This window comes from Commensalibacter nepenthis, assembly GCF_029953305.1.
Lineage (GTDB): Bacteria > Pseudomonadota > Alphaproteobacteria > Acetobacterales > Acetobacteraceae > Commensalibacter > Commensalibacter nepenthis.
This window is the reverse complement of sequence record NZ_JASBAN010000001.1, coordinates 129,496-148,025: the sequence shown is the minus strand read 5'-3', so window position 1 is coordinate 148,025 and position 18,530 is coordinate 129,496. Positions and strand designations below refer to the sequence as shown.

15 protein-coding genes are annotated in these 18,530 nt (G+C 36.2%); 13 read left to right on the top strand and 2 right to left on the bottom strand.

Going from position 1 to position 18,530, the window contains the following annotated elements; translation table 11 throughout:
- Nucleotides 1-51: 51 nt before the first annotated feature.
- The 3 genes from QJV33_RS00660 to QJV33_RS00650 all read left to right on the top strand — a co-directional run bounded on the left by QJV33_RS00660 (nt 52) and on the right by QJV33_RS00650 (nt 3,870).
- Complete coding sequence (locus QJV33_RS00660; RefSeq protein ID WP_281461501.1) at nt 52-1,305, top strand: c-type cytochrome; 1,254 nt, start codon at nt 52-54, stop codon at nt 1,303-1,305.
- Between the two features lie 31 nt (nt 1,306-1,336).
- Nucleotides 1,337-1,720 carry a lysozyme inhibitor LprI family protein gene (locus QJV33_RS00655; protein ID WP_281461500.1) on the top strand — a complete coding sequence of 128 codons (384 nt, stop codon included), beginning with the start codon at nt 1,337-1,339 and terminating at the stop codon, nt 1,718-1,720.
- A 200-nt stretch (nt 1,721-1,920) separates the two neighbouring features.
- The gene (locus QJV33_RS00650; protein ID WP_281461499.1) at nt 1,921-3,870 is read left to right on the top strand and encodes a tyrosine-protein phosphatase; all 1,950 of its coding nucleotides are present in this window, start codon (nt 1,921-1,923) and stop codon (nt 3,868-3,870) included.
- A 79-nt stretch (nt 3,871-3,949) separates the two neighbouring features.
- Here QJV33_RS00650 and QJV33_RS00645 read toward each other — a convergent pair whose 3' ends face one another.
- A complete protein-coding gene (locus QJV33_RS00645; protein ID WP_281461498.1) occupies nt 3,950-4,831 on the bottom strand; it encodes an EamA family transporter in 882 nt (293 codons plus the stop codon).
- Nucleotides 4,832-5,262: 431 nt separating this feature from the next.
- Between QJV33_RS00645 and rpsB the strand changes: the two genes are divergently transcribed.
- The 3 genes from rpsB (at nt 5,263) to recO (ending at nt 7,847) form a co-directional block, all read left to right on the top strand.
- On the top strand, nt 5,263-6,051 hold the full coding sequence (gene rpsB, locus QJV33_RS00640) for a 30S ribosomal protein S2 (protein ID WP_281461497.1): 789 nt from the start codon (nt 5,263-5,265) through the stop codon (nt 6,049-6,051).
- 120 nt (nt 6,052-6,171) lie between these two features.
- Entirely contained in the window at nt 6,172-7,077 is a 906-nt protein-coding gene (gene tsf / locus QJV33_RS00635; RefSeq protein ID WP_281461496.1) for a translation elongation factor Ts, read from the top strand.
- A gap of 29 nt (nt 7,078-7,106) precedes the next feature.
- A complete protein-coding gene (gene recO / locus QJV33_RS00630; protein WP_281461495.1) occupies nt 7,107-7,847 on the top strand; it encodes a DNA repair protein RecO in 741 nt (246 codons plus the stop codon).
- Between the two features lie 82 nt (nt 7,848-7,929).
- Here recO and QJV33_RS00625 read toward each other — a convergent pair whose 3' ends face one another.
- A complete protein-coding gene (locus tag QJV33_RS00625; RefSeq protein WP_281461494.1) occupies nt 7,930-8,727 on the bottom strand; it encodes an integrase core domain-containing protein in 798 nt (265 codons plus the stop codon).
- 160 nt (nt 8,728-8,887) lie between these two features.
- On the opposite strand from QJV33_RS00625, the gene QJV33_RS00620 reads away from it, so the two are divergent.
- The 7 genes from QJV33_RS00620 (at nt 8,888) to QJV33_RS00590 (ending at nt 18,355) form a co-directional block, all read left to right on the top strand.
- The gene (locus QJV33_RS00620) at nt 8,888-9,628 is read left to right on the top strand and encodes an IS6 family transposase (protein WP_408869660.1); all 741 of its coding nucleotides are present in this window, start codon (nt 8,888-8,890) and stop codon (nt 9,626-9,628) included.
- A 386-nt stretch (nt 9,629-10,014) separates the two neighbouring features.
- Nucleotides 10,015-11,730 carry a potassium-transporting ATPase subunit KdpA gene (gene kdpA / locus QJV33_RS00615; protein ID WP_281461492.1) on the top strand — a complete coding sequence of 572 codons (1,716 nt, stop codon included), beginning with the start codon at nt 10,015-10,017 and terminating at the stop codon, nt 11,728-11,730.
- Nucleotides 11,731-11,744: 14 nt separating this feature from the next.
- The gene (gene kdpB / locus QJV33_RS00610) at nt 11,745-13,823 is read left to right on the top strand and encodes a potassium-transporting ATPase subunit KdpB (RefSeq protein ID WP_281461491.1); all 2,079 of its coding nucleotides are present in this window, start codon (nt 11,745-11,747) and stop codon (nt 13,821-13,823) included.
- 12 nt (nt 13,824-13,835) lie between these two features.
- Nucleotides 13,836-14,423: a potassium-transporting ATPase subunit KdpC gene (gene kdpC, locus QJV33_RS00605; RefSeq protein ID WP_281461490.1), complete on the top strand. Its 588-nt coding sequence runs from the start codon at nt 13,836-13,838 to the stop codon at nt 14,421-14,423.
- Complete coding sequence (locus tag QJV33_RS00600) at nt 14,423-17,140, top strand: sensor histidine kinase KdpD (RefSeq protein ID WP_281461489.1); 2,718 nt, start codon at nt 14,423-14,425, stop codon at nt 17,138-17,140. Before kdpC ends, QJV33_RS00600 begins: the two co-directional genes overlap by 1 nt.
- The gene (locus QJV33_RS00595) at nt 17,130-17,816 is read left to right on the top strand and encodes a response regulator (protein WP_281461488.1); all 687 of its coding nucleotides are present in this window, start codon (nt 17,130-17,132) and stop codon (nt 17,814-17,816) included. The genes QJV33_RS00600 and QJV33_RS00595 overlap by 11 nt, the downstream gene beginning before the upstream one ends.
- A gap of 389 nt (nt 17,817-18,205) precedes the next feature.
- Nucleotides 18,206-18,355, top strand: a complete 150-nt coding sequence (locus QJV33_RS00590) for a hypothetical protein (RefSeq protein WP_281461487.1) — start codon at nt 18,206-18,208, stop codon at nt 18,353-18,355.
- Nucleotides 18,356-18,530 lie beyond the last annotated feature (175 nt).

The following is an 18,530-nucleotide window of genomic DNA, read 5'->3' as shown; positions in this document are numbered from 1 at the left end:
GATTGAATATCCGAGTTCATACAAATAATATGATATGATTAGAGTGGTTAAATGGTTAAATTTTATAACATTTTTTCTAAAAAAACGCTTGCAAAAGGGTTAATATTCGCCACAATATTATTGCCTTTGCAACAAGTTTTTGCAGATGAAGTGCATGTTGATCCCAAACAAGTCCAAATTAAAGCAGGCGAATATCTATTTTATGCTTCAGGTTGTGGGGAATGCCATACCGCAGATAAAGGACAGTCTTTAGCTGGAGGCAAGGCTTTTCAGACCAAAAATCAAGGGACTGTTTATGCCTCCAATATCACGCCTGATCCAGAAACAGGCATTGGTCGTTATACGGATGATGAATTTGTAAGTGCTTTACGGGATGGTGTTGGTGCCAAAGGAAGATCTCTGAATCCCATTATGCCATATTCTGCTTATCGTTTAATGAATAGAGATCAAATATTGGCGATCAAAGCCTATTTAGATCAGCAACCTGCTGTTAATTATAAAGTTCCTGAAAGCAATGCAACTTTTATTGAAAAAGGAAATAATAATTCAAGTGACAGCCTTATAGAGGATGACCAAAAATCTGCTAAGTGGAATAGGGGAAAATTCTTAGTAGAAGGACCAGGACATTGTGCTTCTTGTCATTCTTCTGTGGATGGTTCAAAGGGGAAAACTGTTAATTATGCAGGATCAACAGTTAATAGATGGGTTGCTTATAATATTTCCTCCGATGGGGATACGGGGATTGGTTCTTGGAGTGACAAAGATTTGCAACAATATTTATCCAAAGGATATGTTGAAGGGCATGGTGCTGCTGTTGGTCCTATGGCCAAGGTCATAAACTCTGGATTATCGCATCTCAGTCAAGAGGATATCCGTGCTATGGTTATCTATTTACGTTCTTTACCAGCTCAAGAAAAAGGAGAATCAGCAGCAAGTATTTCAGTCCAAGAATTGCAAAATACAGAACCAAGCCACAGTCATGGAAGCCAATTATTTGCAGCATTATGCGCTAGTTGTCATTTGGATAACGGGGCAGGACGCCAAGGAGAATATGAAAGCCTGTGGGGATCCAAAACAGCAACCCTGACTCAAGGTACCAATTTAATCAAAGTTATTTTAGAAGGTTCGATGTTAGAAGATTCCAGACTGGGAACTTTTTCGATGCCTGGTTTCAAAGATGGTTATAGCGATCAGGATATTGCGGATATTGCTAATTATGTGATTGCACATTTTGGAAATAGAAATGGACATGTGACGGTCGAACAGGTAAAAAAAGAGCGTGTTTTGTTAAATATAAAGAAATAAACAAAGCCATCTTATAAATAAGGAATAGATGATGATTAAAAAGACTCTTTTGATTGCCGGATTATTGGCACAATTTGCGTTTGCGCCAGCAGTGTTTGCTTTGAGTTGTGGCAACCCAATTAATGCTTATGATAAAACATATTGTGCATCTTTAAAAATGACTCAGTTAGATAAAGAGATTAACGATCAATATGGCAAAACAATTAAAGTTTTAACAGCCGATCAAAAGAAAGACGTTAAAAAGGCACAAATTCAATGGATCAGAGCTCGTGATAGTGAATGTTCTAATGGTGGAACTGTGACTTTGGATTGTGTTAATGATAAAATGGAAAAGCGGATTTCTTTGTTGAAATCAATCGAAAGAGAATGTAAAAATTCGGGTTGTGACAAAGCATTGTTATCTAAAGTAGAGTAACAATTTTTATTGTTTACAGATCATTTTAAGTTCTAACATAATCAATCTATAACTTAGAATGACTGTAAATATTATTTTTAATATGATATTCGTAACATAATAAAATTTTAATGATTATTTAACATTCTATTCATTGTTATTTATTAAAATTATTCTTTAAACCAATGGGTATAATTTTTACTTATAACGATGGTTTTATTATGAACGTAAAGTTTTCTTTTCTATCCTCTTCTTGTATTGCTAGCCTATTATTCATGGCCCCGTTATTTTCCGTTACGGATATTGCCTTTGCACAAACAACGCAATTAAATACACCAAGATTGCAAGGAATGGATAATTTCCGCGATATTGCGGGGGTTGATACCGCTTATACAACCGCTCATAATGGCGTAATGAGATCAGGGGTATTTTACCGTTCAAATGCAATTACACCTGTTGGTAATGACCTTAGTGTAATGGAAAAATTGAATATTGGCACCGTTATTGACCTAAGAACCGATTTGGAAATAGCAGCAACACCCGATACGCTTGCTCCGAATACTTCTTATTATCATGTCGATATTATAGGGAATCAAAATAGTGCTGTTACCCTAGATTATGGTAGTTTAAACAAAGACCAGATCAATAGTATGATGCAACAAACAGAGCGTAACTTTGTAACAGATCCTTACGCCAGATCTGGTTTTGGGACTGAGTTGAGAATACTCGCAAATGCTGATTCTGCGGCGTTATTCCATTGTACAGCTGGCAAAGATCGCACAGGGTGGACTGCGGCAGTGTTACAATCTCTTGCAGGCATGGATAAACAGGATATCGTATCAAATTATTTGGCAACCAATGCATATACGGCTTCGCGTATTAATGCAACGGTGGCAAAATTACCAGCATCTATGCAAGAATCTTATCGAACCATCATGTCTGTGGATCAATCTTGGCTGCAAGCGGGTTTTGATCAAGTTGCCCAAACTTATGGCACGATGGATAATTATCTTAAACAAGGGTTGGGATTGGATCAAGCCACTATCTATGTATTGCGTGGAAAAATGGTGCGTTATTTAACTTTGCCTGGTCAAGAAAACTTTAAAGGCAATGCTGCCTCTGGTGCAAATCTATTAAATGCATTGCAAGGGACGGCTTTATCAGGAGCTTATACGAATTATAATTATTACCTTCAATCCGCAATCGATCAAGGAACGTTGAACGGTTTAGAAATGCGTGTTGGCGGGCAAGTCTATGCGGATGCAGCGAGTTATTTATTGCGTCAACCTTCTAAAATGAATGACATGTTAATGCCCTTGACAACAGGCAGAGGAATGAAAAAAGGAGAAACTGCGTTTTGGATGCAAGGGTTAAGTAATTACCTTAGCACAGATTCAAGAAATGGTTTTAATTCCAGCAATGAATATACAGGCGGAACAGTTTTTGGCTTAACACATCGCTTTAATCAGAATTTATCCGTCAATGGTGGATTTGGATATAATTATGGGAATGTGAGCAGTAATGGTGGTCGTGTTACGACGAATAGTGGCTTTGTGACTTTGGGTGGAAATTATGCATTTAGAGGGTTGGATAATTCAGGTGCATGGATAAGGGCGCAAGCAAATATCGGTTATATTAATTATCAAAGTGAACGCCAATTAGGAAATGGGTTTGGCACAACCAATGGGAATACTAGCGGTGCTTACTATAGTGGTCGTGCTATGGCTGGATGGTTGTTCAAAGCACAATCATTTACGATTGACCCTTCAGTTGGTATGCAAGTAACCAGTTTACATTTAGGTCGTGTTCGTGAGAAAGGGAGCGAGCTGGCATTAAATATGTCTAAATATGATAAAATCCAACCCAGTTTAGTAGCCAATATTGATATAAACTTTAATCCTTTGCACTCTGGACAATGGAGTTTTATGCCTGGGGTCAATTTGGGATATGAACGTATTTTAAGCAATGCTAGCGTTAATCAGTACGGAACAGTTTATAGAATGGGTGTTAAACAATATTCAGCCTTTAACAGCCCCAATATCTATAAAGCAGGCGCACATTTAACCGCCAAAAGAGGGCAGTGGTCGTTTAATATCAGTGCGGATTACTATGGTGCTGGGTTAAATAGTCATGGTGTAAATGGAATGCTTGGAACAACACTGAATTTTTAGTTAGATAAGAGAATAATCCAATACCGTTATGTATATTTTATGACGGTATTGTGATTGTTTTTTGAAATTTATACGTCAATTAATTTTCATCGATTAAATTAACACTGCTAATTGCTGCGAAAATAAGAAGAACCCCAACAAATTGTAATAAGTTGATATGTTCATCAAGGATAAAATAGGCAAATATTATTGCAGCAGGCAACTCCAACGCGGATAAAACACCTCCAATTCCTGCTGTAATATTGGGCATACCTTGTGCGAACAGTAACAACGGCAAGACGATGGAAAAACAAGCGATTATTATTCCCCATTTTAAAGATAATGGAATGATAGAAAAATCAATAGACCATCCCCAAAGTATACTAATCACAATAAATGCCCCTAATGAGATATAAAATGACCTGCCAAATGCAGAGGCTTGAGGGGCTAGATTATTCGTAACCATAATCGTGACCGCATAACAAACGCCAGACATAAAGCTAAGGAATAATCCAAATGGGGAAATAACAATATTGGAACTGATAAGATTAGCAGTGAGGATTGTCCCTAATAAAACCATGATGATAGAGATCACTTGTATTGGGCTAGGGACGATCTTTTTGAAAATAAAATCTAAAACGGAAGTAATCCATACTGATTGCATCAACATCACAGCTGCAATGGCAACGGAAACATATTCTAGGGATGTGAAATAAAATGAATTTGTTAATGCCAACGCAGTGCCAGACAGAATAAGACGCTTTTTTGCGCTGTGATCTAATGTTGTTTCATTAGGTTTGTTTTTCTTGCTACTAAAGAAATAGAATATGCCCAAAGCAAAGCAGCCAAAAAAGAATTGAAAAAATAGAATATTGGCTTCGGTGATGCCGTCTTGTTTAGATAGTTTAATTAAAGAAGCTGGCAATCCATAGCTGATCGTGCCGAGGAGGATTAAGATAATACCTTGTAGCTTTGCAGACATTGTTTATATATCAATCTAACTTATTGAGCTGAGAAATATCAGGGTGTATGTCCTGAAGAGTCTGAGCATTAAATTGTGGATAGACCGTAAAGTCAAATTCTTTGGGTAAGATTTTTTCAAAATGCTTGCGAAGTGCTTGATGATTGCTCTTTAGGTTTTCTTTGTTACAAAGTTGGCAGCTTAATTTGTAGGAATTGGTCGCCTTATTATCAATAGTATATGTACCTACCGTTAATCTATTATAATATTTTTAATAAACTTGTGTAATCAAATTATTGCGCAAATAATCACTTGATTTTTCCTTAAAATTCTTTCATATAAGCTCTATCGAGATTGATCGATAATTCACACGTAAAGTTTTTGCCACTGGTGACTGAAATATGGATCGGCGCTTTACGGAGGTTTAACCAGAAAGAAAGGAAGCACGTCAAATGGCGATGCCACATTTTACCTTACGTCAATTATTAGAAGCTGGTGTTCATTTTGGACATCACACCCGTCGTTGGAACCCAAAAATGGCTCCATTTTTGTTTGGGGTTCGTAATCAGGTTCATATTATCGATTTGCAACAAACCGTTCCTATGTTGGATCGCGCATTAAATGCAGTTCGTGATACTGTTGCTAATGGTGGACGTGTTCTTTTTGTTGGAACAAAACGTACAGCAGCAGAAAGTGTTGCTGAAACTGCAAAACGTTGTGGTCAATATTATGTAAATCATCGTTGGTTGGGTGGTATGTTGACCAACTGGAAAACAATTACCAATTCTATTAAACGTTTACGCCATGTTGAAGAAACCCTTGATGGGGATACAGCTGGTTTGACCAAAAAAGAAGTGCTGCAATTAACACGTGAACGTGAAAAATTGGAACGCTCTTTGGGCGGTATTAAAGAAATGGGTGGTCTTCCAGACATTCTTTTCATTATTGACACCAACAAAGAAAAATTAGCTGTTCAAGAAGCAAATAAATTGGGTATCCCTGTTGTTGCTATTTTGGATAGTAACTCTGATCCAGCAGGAATTACCTATCCTGTTCCTGGAAACGACGATGCATTACGCTCTATCAATCTTTATTGTGAGTTGGTTGCTGGTGCTGTACTAGACGGTATTTCTGCTGAACTTGGTGCTTCTGGTCAAGATTTTGGTGCTTCAGAAGAGTTGCCTCCTGAAGTGATGATGGAAACTATTTCTATCGAAGAAACATCAGAAATTCCAGCTTAATTATCATAGTTATCAGAATTTTGAATTGATACAGATAAAGTCAAAGGCTTTGTTTAAATAGTGATAAATTGGCGTCTCGAATTCATCGAGACGCTTCTGCATTTAATAAAGAGGACAATTATGGCACAGATTACAGCTGCATTAGTAAAAGAATTACGCGAAAAAACCGGTGCTGGTATGATGGATTGTAAAAAAGCACTGAATGAAACCGCTGGTAATATCGAAGAAGCAATCGATTGGTTGCGTACAAAAGGTCTTGCAACGGCTGCTAAGAAATCAGGTCGAGTTGCTGCCGAAGGTCTTGTTGGTGTTGCAACTGCAGGCAATAAAGCTGCTGTTGTTGAAATTAATGCTGAAACAGACTTTGTTGCACGTAACGAACAATTCCAACAATTTGTCGAAGATGCTGCAAAAGTTGCATTAACAACAGGTGATGATGTTGAAGCATTGAAAAATGCAACCATGGCAAATGGCAAAACCGTTGCTGAAAACCTAACCACTTTGATCGCCACCATTGGCGAAAACATGACCATTCGTCGTGTGCGTGTCTTAGAAGTTGGCTCTGGTGTTGTAGGGAGTTATGTTCACGGTGCATTACGCCCAACCGTTGGTAAGATTGCGGTATTGGTTGCTCTTGAAGCACCAGCAGCATCTGCTGATCTTGAAGATTTAGGTCGTAAGATTGGAATGCAAGTTGCTGCGGTTCGTCCAATTTCATTAGATACAAGCGCAGTTCCAGCAGATGCTTTGGAACGTGAAAAAGCAATTTTTGTTGAACAAGCGCGTGCTTCTGGTAAACCAGATAATATCATTGAAAAAATGATTGATGGTCGTATTCGCAAATTCTATGAAGAAGTTGTGTTACTTGAACAATTATGGATTCATGATGGCGAAAGCAGAGTAAAAGCTGTTGTTGAAAAAAGCGGTTCTAAGCTTGTTGCTTTTGAACGCTTCCATCTTGGTGAAGGCATTGAAAAAGAAGAATCAGATTTTGCTGCTGAAGTTGCTCAAGCTGCTAAAGGCTAATCTGTTTTTAAAGAAAGGAGAGGGAATTCATGCTTGAATGGTCTTCTCCTTCTATTATTTTAATTACACGATATTATGGTGAAACTGATGGAATTGTCAGTCTTTTGTCCTTAGATCAAGGATTATATCGTGGTTTGGTTCGAGCAATGGGGGCTCGTAAAAATTCCTCTATTTGGCAAATGGGCAATTTTGTCGCTGCTGAATGGTCTGCAAGATTACCAGATCAATTAGGTCATTTTAAAGGTGAATTAGTGAGAGCCAATTTTGCCTCTTTGTCTTCGTTCCCCTTTGCATTTTCTATGTTATCCTCGATTTGTGCAGTTGCAGAAGGGAGCTTGATAGAAAGGCAATCTGTTCCAGATATTGCACGGTTATTATTTAAGATACTGACTTTTTTAAGTTTAGACCCTCAAGAAGCAGAGCAAAAAGCATTCCCGCAACTTCTTCGTTGGGAGGTTCTATTACTGGCAGAGCTTGGGTATGGCTTGGATTTTTCTGTTTGCAAAGAGTATGGCACCGATGCCTCTTACTGGGTTTCTCCTAAAACAGGAAAAGTCGTAACAGAGGAAATGGCAGGCGAGTGGAAACCTCGTTTACTTCGTCTTCCTAAGTTATTTATTGATGAAAGTGACAAAGGTAGTCATCAAGATTGGCAAGATGGACTGATGATGACGGGGTATTTTTTAGAAAAACGTGTTTTCAATCTAAAGAATAAACCATTGCCAAATGCTAGAGTTTTATTATTAGAAAAAATTACACAAATTCTCTGAGTTAATAAAGCTATTTTTTGGTCGTGTCGCAAATTGATTTTATTGAGTTTAACCTGTTAAATGTAAGAATTGGTCGCGTTGTTTACAGATTTTGTTTAAAATAACCATCTAAGACCTCATAGGGTGTTTTTCCTTGAATGCCTTTATGGGGTTTAACAGTGTTATAATAATTAATAAAACGTTTCAACTTTAACTTTCGATCTTGAGCATTGACGAACAATTCACGCTCATGCCACATTTCCATGAGTGTGCGAATGACGCGCTCTGCTTTGCCATTGGTTTGAGGGCAAGCCGGCTTGGTAAATTTCTGGTTAATCCGATTGGTATAACAAGATTTAACAAACAGATGTTCAAGCGTTCCTTGGTATTCTCTGCCATTGTCAGAGTAAACACATTCGATCATATAAGGGCATTGAACCAGCACATCGTCTTGTAGGAACTGAGCTGCACTAAACTGAGATTTATCGTTGTAAATCCCTGCATAGAGTTCTCGAGAAAAATCATCAATACCTACAAAAAGATACTCCCGAGTTTGCTGTTTAGTCTCATTTTTCAACAAAGGAAGCCGTTTTGTATCGACATGCACCATCTCCCCAGGATAAGATTTGTTATATTTTTTGGCTTGCCGTCTGAGCTTGTCCTCAAGTGTTTTTTCAATCTTAGCAAGGCGTTTAATGCCATATTTGATCACTTTATAACGCTCATTTGTGCTGGACATCGGCACAAATAATTGCAACCGAGCACGCCTTAATACAACATAAATCGTAGGTCTGCTGACCATAAAACGCTTAGCCAGATCCGTTACCGTGACTTTCTCTTGATGATGTAATCGCCATATCTCTTCTCGATGATACAGTGTAAGCTTCGTTTTTCTATGCATGTTATTTACAGTAATATTCCATATCACTGTAAATAACGCGATCAATTCCTACGGTTTTGTCGCAAAGTTTAAATTTTATAAAATTTTAAGTTTTTACTAGTATTAGTTATTATACAATATCTATATAATTCAATAAATTAAAAAATTCTATTTTGCAGAAATAATATTAAAAACCACTAAACTAAAAACTTTGCGACAAGACCAAGGTCGTCATTTTAATGGATTGATGATTATACAAGCGGTAAACTGGTATTTACGCTATTGTCTTAGCTATCGAGACATTGAGGAATTGTTTTTAGAACGTGGGATAAATGTAGATCATAGCACGTTAAACCGTTGGGTATTACGCTATGCTCCTCTATTAGAAAAACGTTTGAGAAGCTATAGAAAACCTCATTGTGGTGAGGTGAGGATTGATGAAACCTATATCAAAGTAAAAGGTCAGTGGAAGTATCTATATAGAGCCATTGATAAGAATGGAACTGCTATTGATTTCTTATTAACAGCTAAAAGAAATATCAAAGCAGCACAACGTTTCTTTAGAAAGGCGTTTAAAAAAGATGGTCTATTTGCACCCACTCATATTGGAACAGATAAAGCATTACCGTTTCCAAAAACCATACAGACCATGAAGAATGAGTATATCCTTCCCAATCACTGCGTTCATGAAACAAAAAAATCCTTACAACAGGGAATAGAAAATGATCATTTCAGGTTAAAGAGGGGTATACCAAGAAATGGCTGTTTTCAATCTTTTCATACAGCAAGAAAAACACTCAAAGGATATGAGGCCATTCTCTGGATTAAAAAAGGACTGGGTTTTAAAGGAAAATGGACAATCAACGAACAAATAAAACTCATTCAAAGCATATTCGGTCTAAATAATAATATACCCGTCTAAATTAGCTAGCTTTATGGCTAATCACAGCACCATTCAATATTTGCGACAAGACTGCTAATTGCGCAAAAGGGTATTTTACAACTTTTAAGTTCAAAACATTATTTGCAACAAGACCTCTGTAGGTATTCCTTATAAAAGATTAACTTTGATGAGAATATTTTAAAGAATTTATTATACTATGAATGTAAAGTTACTTTTTATACTTTTTTTATATTTTGCATAGTTATTTTTACATTTTTTTTATATAAATTTCTTTACTGTTGACTCAGTAAAAATATTTTAGTGAGTCTTTTTGCATGTCAATTTTATTAAGCGTAGCGTTGCTATTAGCAATTAGCTTACTGGGTTATTTAATTTATGTTCTCTATAGTGCGGAGGATTTTTAAATGACAATACAATCAATTATTTTAATTTTATTATTATTAACCACTTTAACATTATTGGCTTTTCCATTAGGGCGATATCTAGCTTATATAGCTGTATCTAGAAATAAAATTAAGGTTCTTAGTTGTTTTGAGAATTTTATTTATAAAATTTCAGGGATTAACAATCAAGAAATGAACTGGAAACAGTATGCGTTCAGTGTTGTTTTATTTAACGTATTAGGCATTGTGATATTAGTTTTTTTACAATTACTACAACCTTATTTATTTTTTAATCAAAATCAAGCTATTGCACCTAATTTGGATTTGTCCGTTAATACAGCAGTTAGTTTTGTAACAAATACAAACTGGCAAGCATATAGTGGAGAAACAGGGGTTAGTTACCTTGTTCAAATGCTTGGGTTAACTGTTCAGAATTTTTTATCTGCTGCAACTGGGATTGCTGTAGTTTTTGCTGTAATTAGAGGGATTAGTAGTTACAGCCAAACAGCCCATAAACTAGGTAATTTTTGGATAGATATTACGCGTATTGTCTTTTATGTATTACTACCTTTATCAATTATTGTTAGTCTTATTTTTATAAGCCAAGGGGTAATTCAGAATTTTTTACCACCTTTAGAGATCAATACGCTTGAGGGCGGTAAGCAAGTGATTGCTATGGGACCTAATGCTTCACAAGAGGCAATTAAATTGATTGGCACTAATGGTGGTGGGTTTTTTAATGCCAATTCTTCACACCCTTTTTCCAACCCAAATATATTAACTAATTTTATTCAAATGCTATGCATTTTCTTAATCCCTGCCGCATTATGTATCGCATTTGGCCATCTTGTGGGGGACAAAAAACAAGGGTTAGCAATTTATGTAGCTATGATTATTTTATTTATCATTTTTGCAAGCAGTCTGTTGGTGTTAGAGCAGCAAGTAAATCCTGCTTGGCAAAGCACATCGTTCGATACTACAACATCAACCTTACAAACAGGTAGTAATATAGAAGGCAAAGAATTACGTTTTGGTATTTCTGGTTCGGCACTATTTTCAGCTGTAACAACAGCAGCATCTTGTGGTGCAGTTAATAATATGCATGATTCATTGATGCCATTAAGTGGCGGTGTGACAATGTTGTTAATGCAATTAGGTGAAGTTGTATTTGGTGGTGTTGGATCTGGTCTCTACGGCATGTTGATTTTTATTATTCTGACTGTGTTTATTGCAGGGTTAATGATTGGTCGTTCACCAGAATATTTAGGTAAGAAAATTGAACCAAAAGAAATGAAGCTGATTGCATTAGCAATGTTAGTAAGCTCTTTTATTATACTCATATTTACAGCAATAAGTACGATTGTTCCTCAAGGTATTGCAGGTATTTCTAATCCTGGAACACATGGTTTTTCACAAATATTATATGCTTTTAGCTCTGCAGTTAATAATAATGGAAGTGCATTTGCGGGTTTATCTGCTAATAGTCAATTTTATAATTATTTATTAGCGTTGGCAATGTTTGCAGGCCGTTTTGGTGTTATTATTCCTATGTTAGCTATTGCAGGTGCTTTCGCAATGAAAAAGCGTATTCCTTTTAATGATAACATGCTCCCTACTCATTCTCCATTATTTATAGGATTACTCATTTGTATCGTACTGATTATAGGGGCTCTTACTTACGTTCCTACGTTGGTATTAGGTCCTATCGTTGAACATGTACAACTTATGGCAAAGTAGATAGGTAATTCATTATGTTAAAAGCAAATAAGTTATTAAGTAGACAATCGCTTAAATTAGCGTTGAAAGATACTTTTTTAAAATTAAATCCGTTATTACAACTGCATAACCCTGTTATGTTTATTGTTTATATTTGTTCTATTTTTAGCGTTGTACTTAGTGTTCATGCAATCATAACAAACACAGCACAAACATCCTTTATTATCAGCATTACTTTATGTTTATGGTTTACATTGCTTTTTGCTAATTTTGCTGAAGCTATTGCTGAAGGACAAAGTAAAGCGCAAGCAGATACATTAAAAGGTTTAAAGCAAACAACTAAAGCAACTCGTTTGTCTGAACCTCATTTAAAAGCTAGTCGGGAAACTATTATATCAAGCGATCTTAAACAAGGTGATATTATTCTTGTCAATGCGGGCGAAATTATTCCAGCTGATGGTGAAGTCATTGAGGGGGTCGCTTCTGTTGACGAATCCGCTATTACAGGTGAGTCAGCTCCTGTAATACGTGAGTCTGGCGGGGATTTCTGCTCTGTAACAGGTGGGACAAGTGTTATTTCTGACTATTTGATTATTAAAGTGATGGCTAATCCAGGTGAGTCATTTTTAGATAAAATGATCAATATGGTTGAAAGTGCAAAACGCCAAAAAACCCCAAATGAAATAGCACTGACTATATTGCTTGTAACGTTAACGATAATTTTCTTGCTCGTTATTATGGTATTATACCCATTTACTGTTTTTTCGGTTAATTATGCTAAGGCTAGTAATACGATTACATTAACCGCACTTATTGCTTTGTTAGTTTGTTTAATTCCCACAACTATTGGTGGATTATTATCCGCCGTTGGTGTGGCAGGCATGAGTCGCATGATGAAAAAAAATGTGATTGCTACCTCGGGTCGTGCTGTAGAGTCAGCGGGAAATATTGATGTTTTATTACTTGATAAAACAGGGACTATCACTTTTGGTAATCGACAAGCTTCTGATTTTTATCCTGCACCTAACTATCAATTAACCGATATTGCACAACAAGCTTTATTATCTTCATTGGCAGATGAAACACCAGAGGGTCGTAGTATTGTTTCATTAGCGATAGAGCTTTTAAAACGACATCATGTGGATACTACGTCCATTCAGAATGAACAAGATAATTACACCCCCATTGCTTTTACTGCACAAACACGCATGAGTGGTGTTGATATTACAACAGAAAAAGGCGTTAACTCACTCCGTAAAGGTGCTGCGAATGCAGTTAAAGTATTTGTTGAAGAGCAGGGAAGTAAATTCCCACAAGCCATTACTCAGCAAGTCAATAAAATAGCAACTGAGGGTGCTACGCCACTCGTTGTGGCGCTAGATAATCAAGTTATTGGTTGTATTGCTCTAAGGGATATTGTTAAACCTAATATCAGAGAGCGTTTTAACGAATTACGCTCTATGGGGATTAAAACCATTATGATAACTGGTGATAATGCCCTAACAGCAGCTGCGATTGCTTCAGAGGCGGGCGTTGATGATTACTTAGCTGATGCAACCCCTGAAAATAAATTAGCCCTTATTCGCAAATATCAACAACAAGGACTATTAGTTGCCATGACTGGTGATGGCACTAACGATGCTCCTGCAATGGCTCAAGCTGATGTCGCTGTCGCAATGAACTCGGGAACACAAGCTGCGAAAGAAGCCAGTAATATGGTTGATTTAGATTCAGATCCTACCAAGCTGATTGATATTGTTAAAACAGGTAAGCAACTGTTAATGACACGTGGAGCATTAACTACTTTTTCAATCTCTAATGATATTGCCAAATATTTTGCTGTAATTCCTGCGGCTTTTTCCAGTGTTTTTCCTGCATTAGGTGTATTGAATATTATGCAATTACGTAGCCCTGAGTCAGCCATTTTATCGGCTACGATTTTTAATGCATTGATTATTATTGTGTTGATTCCCTTGGCCTTAAAAGGGGTGCGTTATCGTGTAGCGAGTGCTATTAATTTATTGCGTCGAAATATTCTGCTTTATGGCATAGGTGGTATTGCGGTGCCTTTTATCTGCATCAAATTAATAGATATGTGTTTAGCTATATTATAGGTAGAAAAGAAAATGAAAATATTACGTCCTGCGCTGAGTTTATTTATTCTTTTGTCCTTAATAACAGGAATAGTGTATCCCTTCGCAATAACAGGAATTGGACAGTTATTGTTCCCTTTACAGGCTAATGGCAGTTTAATGGAAAAAAGGAATGTAACGATTGGGGCTCGTTTGATTGGTCAGTCTTTTACAAAGCCTCAGTATTTTTGGGGCAGACCTTCAGCAACATCTGAATATCCATATAATGCGATGGCTTCTGGCAGTGCGAATATTGCTCCGTCTAATCCAGCGCTTATTACTTCTGCGCAAGGTTATGCTGATCGTTTAATAAAAGCTGACCCACAACATAACCCTCATGTACCTATTGATTTGGTAACCCACTCAAGTAGTGGTCTTGACCCTCACATCAGTATTGCTGGTGCACTTTACCAAGTGCCTCGAGTTGCTAAAGCCAGAGGATTATCTGGTGAGCAAGTAAAAGCAATGATAAATAAGTATAAACAAATACCATTATTTGGTGTGATAGGTGAGCCTGTGATTAATGTTTTACAACTTAATTTAGCTTTGGATACGTTTGCACAAACAAAGGGAACCCTTTAATGGATCGCCCTAATCCCGATTTATTATTGCAACAACTTAGCCAGCAAAAGCAAAAAGCACAACGTGGCAAATTACGTATTTATTTTGGTGCTGTCGCTGGTGTAGGCAAAACTTACGCGATGTTAAGTGCTGCGAAAGAAGCTCAACATCATGGCGTTAAGGTATTAGTTGGATTAATTGAGACCCATGGGCGAAAAGAAACTGAAAAGCAATTGCAGGGCTTTGATCTGCTTTCTCGTGTAACTACGCAGTATAAAGGAAAAATATTTCAAGAATTTGATTTAAATAAAGCGATAGAAGCTAAACCCGATTTACTGCTTGTAGATGAGCTGGCACATAGTAATTTTGAAGGATCAAGGCATCCAAAACGTTGGCAAGATATTGATGAGATACTGTCTCAAGGAATTAACGTTTGGACAACCCTTAATGTACAACATTTAGAAAGCTTAAATAGTGTGATTAGTCAAATCACTGAAGTGACTATTCATGAAACCGTTCCTGATATATTTTTTGAGTCAGCTGATGAGGTAATTTTAGTTGACACCACGACCGATGAGATTTTGCACCGTTTACAAGTGGGTAAAATATACCAAAAAGAGCAAATAAACCATGCCTTTAATAACTTTTTTCGGCGAGGTAACTTAATTTCTTTACGAGAAATTGCTTTGCGACGTACGGCTGACCGCATAAAGTCAGATGTACATCATTATCGTCAAGAAAAATCTATCCAAAAAGTTTGGCAAACAGAACCAGGTATTCTCGTTTATATAGTAGGTGAATTAGGTGATGAAAATATCATACGAGAAGCTGCACGTTGGGCACAACAACTCGGTTGTGCATGGCATACAGTCTTTGTAGAAAATACCGATTTGCAAAAAAAATCGACCCAATATCATAATGCAATATTAACACAATTGAAATTTGCTGAGTCATTGGGGGCTATTACCCAAGTAATTATGGAGAATGACACAGCTAAAGCACTAGTTGATTATATCCGCAAAAATAATTTATCTAAATTATTGAGTTGTAATCTAGTTAAAAAAGAATTTTGGTGGCAAAAAAATTTAATGCAACGAATTGCATTACTAGCCCCTGAATTAGACTTTATTCAAATAGCAAAACAGACACAAAAAATAGGAAAAATAGCTCAAACACAACAAGAAAAAATAACTCATGAGCAATGGTTGAAAACATCTAAAGAGAAGGTAAAATTAGGTCCTTATTTTTATACCACAGGATTGACGTGTCTGCTTACTGTCACTATATGGCCAATCTCTGAGCATCTTGACCCAGCTAATATTGTTCTATTTTTTCTACTTATGGTAATATTAGCCAGTATACGTTATGGTCGTAATGTGGGTATTTTTACCTCTATCATCAGCGTATTGCTTTTTGATTTTTGTTTTGTTGCGCCTCGTTTTTCATTAAACATTACAGATTTACAATATCTTGTGACCTTTGCCGTTATGCTATTTGTCGGGTCTTTATCAAGTCAATTAATGGCTAGTCTCAAATACCGTGCAAAAATTGCTAAAACAAGAGAAACTCGTGTACAAAGCTTGTTCCAATTTGCTAAGGCTCTTTCAGGATATCTTGAAACGGAACAAGTAATTAAAAAAAGTATTCAAGTTATAATGCAAGAGTTTGGTGGTAAAATTGTTTTACTTTTACCAACATCAGAAGAACAACTACAAGATAACTCCTCAGAGGGAATTGATATAGCCATTGCACAATGGGCTTTTGATCATCAAGTAGAAGCTGGGTTTGCCACCAATACATTACCTAAACATCCTTTTCGCTATGTCCCACTGAACGCACCGGTTCGCATTCGTGGTATTCTAGCAATTGCGCCTAAACATTTAAATGACTTATTGATACCCGAGAAAAAGCAATTATTAGAAACTATTACTAGCCTGATTGCTATTGCCTTAGAGCGCATCCATTTTGCTGAAGTAGCAAGGCAAGTATTGATCCAAGTAGAATCAGAACAGTTAAGAAATACCCTTTTATCAACAATATCTCATGATTTAAGGACACCACTAACCAGCTTGATGGGACAATCTGAAAATTTAATGACTCATCATCAAACAATATCAAAAGAACTGCTAAAACAAAATTTACAAGCTATTTATGATAACTCGCGCTCTATACACAATATTGTTTGTAATGTCCTTGATATGGCGCGTATTGATACAGGACATTTTAAGGCAAAACTGGATTGGTATGCAATTGAAGAAATTATTGGAAGTGTTTTACATACTATTTCATTAAGCTATCCACAGATTAAAATTAAAGTAAATTGCTTATCCACTATTCCTTTGGTAGAATTTGATCCTCTTTTAATTGAGCGAGTACTTTATAATTTAATAGAAAATGCGATTAAATACAGTCAAGATGCACCTGATGTTCAAGTTGATGCTGAATACCAAAAAGATCGATTGATTGTTTCAGTGTTAGATAGAGGGATTGGATTACCTGAGGGACATGAACAAGCTATTTTTAAAAAATTTAATCGTGGTAAAATCGAAACAGCTTATACAGGAGTTGGTCTTGGGTTAAGTATCGCAAAAACAATTATTAATGCACATAAAGGAACTATTATAGCTAAACAACGTGTTAATGGTGGTAGCTGTTTTACTTTTACTATTCCTGCAAGACCCATGCCTTTGATAGAATTAGAATCATCCGAGATAATTGAGCAAAATAATGGAAAATAAGCATAGCGTACTTATCATTGAAGATACTGAGCATATACGTAAATTTCTGAGTCAAGCCTTAATAGAGGAAGGTTTTAAAGTTTATGAATGTGATAGTGTTTCGCGATCACTAATTGAAACAGCTTCACGACAACCCAGTATAGCTCTGCTTGATTTAGGTCTTCAAGATGGAGATGGTAAATTATTCATACAAGAAGTTCGTCAGTGGTCCAACTTACCTATTATTGTTTTAACAGCACGCCATGATGAATCCGAAAAAGTAGCTGCATTAGATATGGGGGCTGATGATTATATTACAAAACCTTTTGGTATCCCTGAGTTGTTAGCACGAATAAGAGCACAAATACGACGTATTGATATTAAAAATACAGTGTCTAATATATTTGTTTTTGGTGATGTGGAAATTGATTTTAATTCTCATCGTATATTGAAGAAAAGTCAGGAAATACATCTTACTCCAACAGAGTATAAACTCTTAAGCGAGCTAATAAAAAATGTTGGACGTGTTTGTACTCAACGACAATTATTATTAGCTGTTTGGGGACCGAATTATATCGAGCAACCTCATTATTTACGTATTTATATGGGACATTTACGTCAGAAACTCGAAACAGAACCAACAAATCCTAAACATTTACTTACCGAAACTGCTATTGGTTATAGGCTTATATTTTAGAGATAATTTAGATTCTTGCCGCAACTGTGGTGATATTTCTAGTGATAGCCCCCCCCTGGGTCTTGTCGCAAATATTGAATGGTGCTGTGATTAGCCATAAAGCTAGCTAATTTAGACGGGTATATTATTATTTAGACCGAATATGCTTTGAATAAGTTTTATTAGTTTTGTCGCAAAGTTTAAATTTTATAAAATTTTAAGTTTTTACTAGCGTTAGTTATTATGGTCTTGTCGCAAAGTTTTTAGTTTAGTGGTTTTTAATATTATTTCTGCAAAATAGAATTTTTTAATTTATTGAATTATATAGATATTGTATAATAACTAACGCTAGTAAAAACTTAAAATTTTATAAAATTTAAACTTTGCGACAAAACCCTGCAATGTGTAGAGTGTTTTATTTGCGTATCCCAGCAGCCCTGCCACTGGCAAATGATGCCACCGCAATGGCTCAATATCACAAAAAATTTTACAATACTTCATTGGGCAAAGCTGTCTGGCAAGATAATGTTGATCGGTTCCAACAAGCGATTGAGGCTTGAACAACTTCTTTTTCGAAACTAAATGGCAATAAGGAGGCGTTGGCAAGGGGGTAATTGTTATATTGTGTGAGTGATAGGGGAGGTAGTTAATTAATATTCTTAATAACGGAATATTAAAAGAATATTTTTTATATAAAAAGACAGTATTTTATGTTAATATATGTTTGATTGAAGA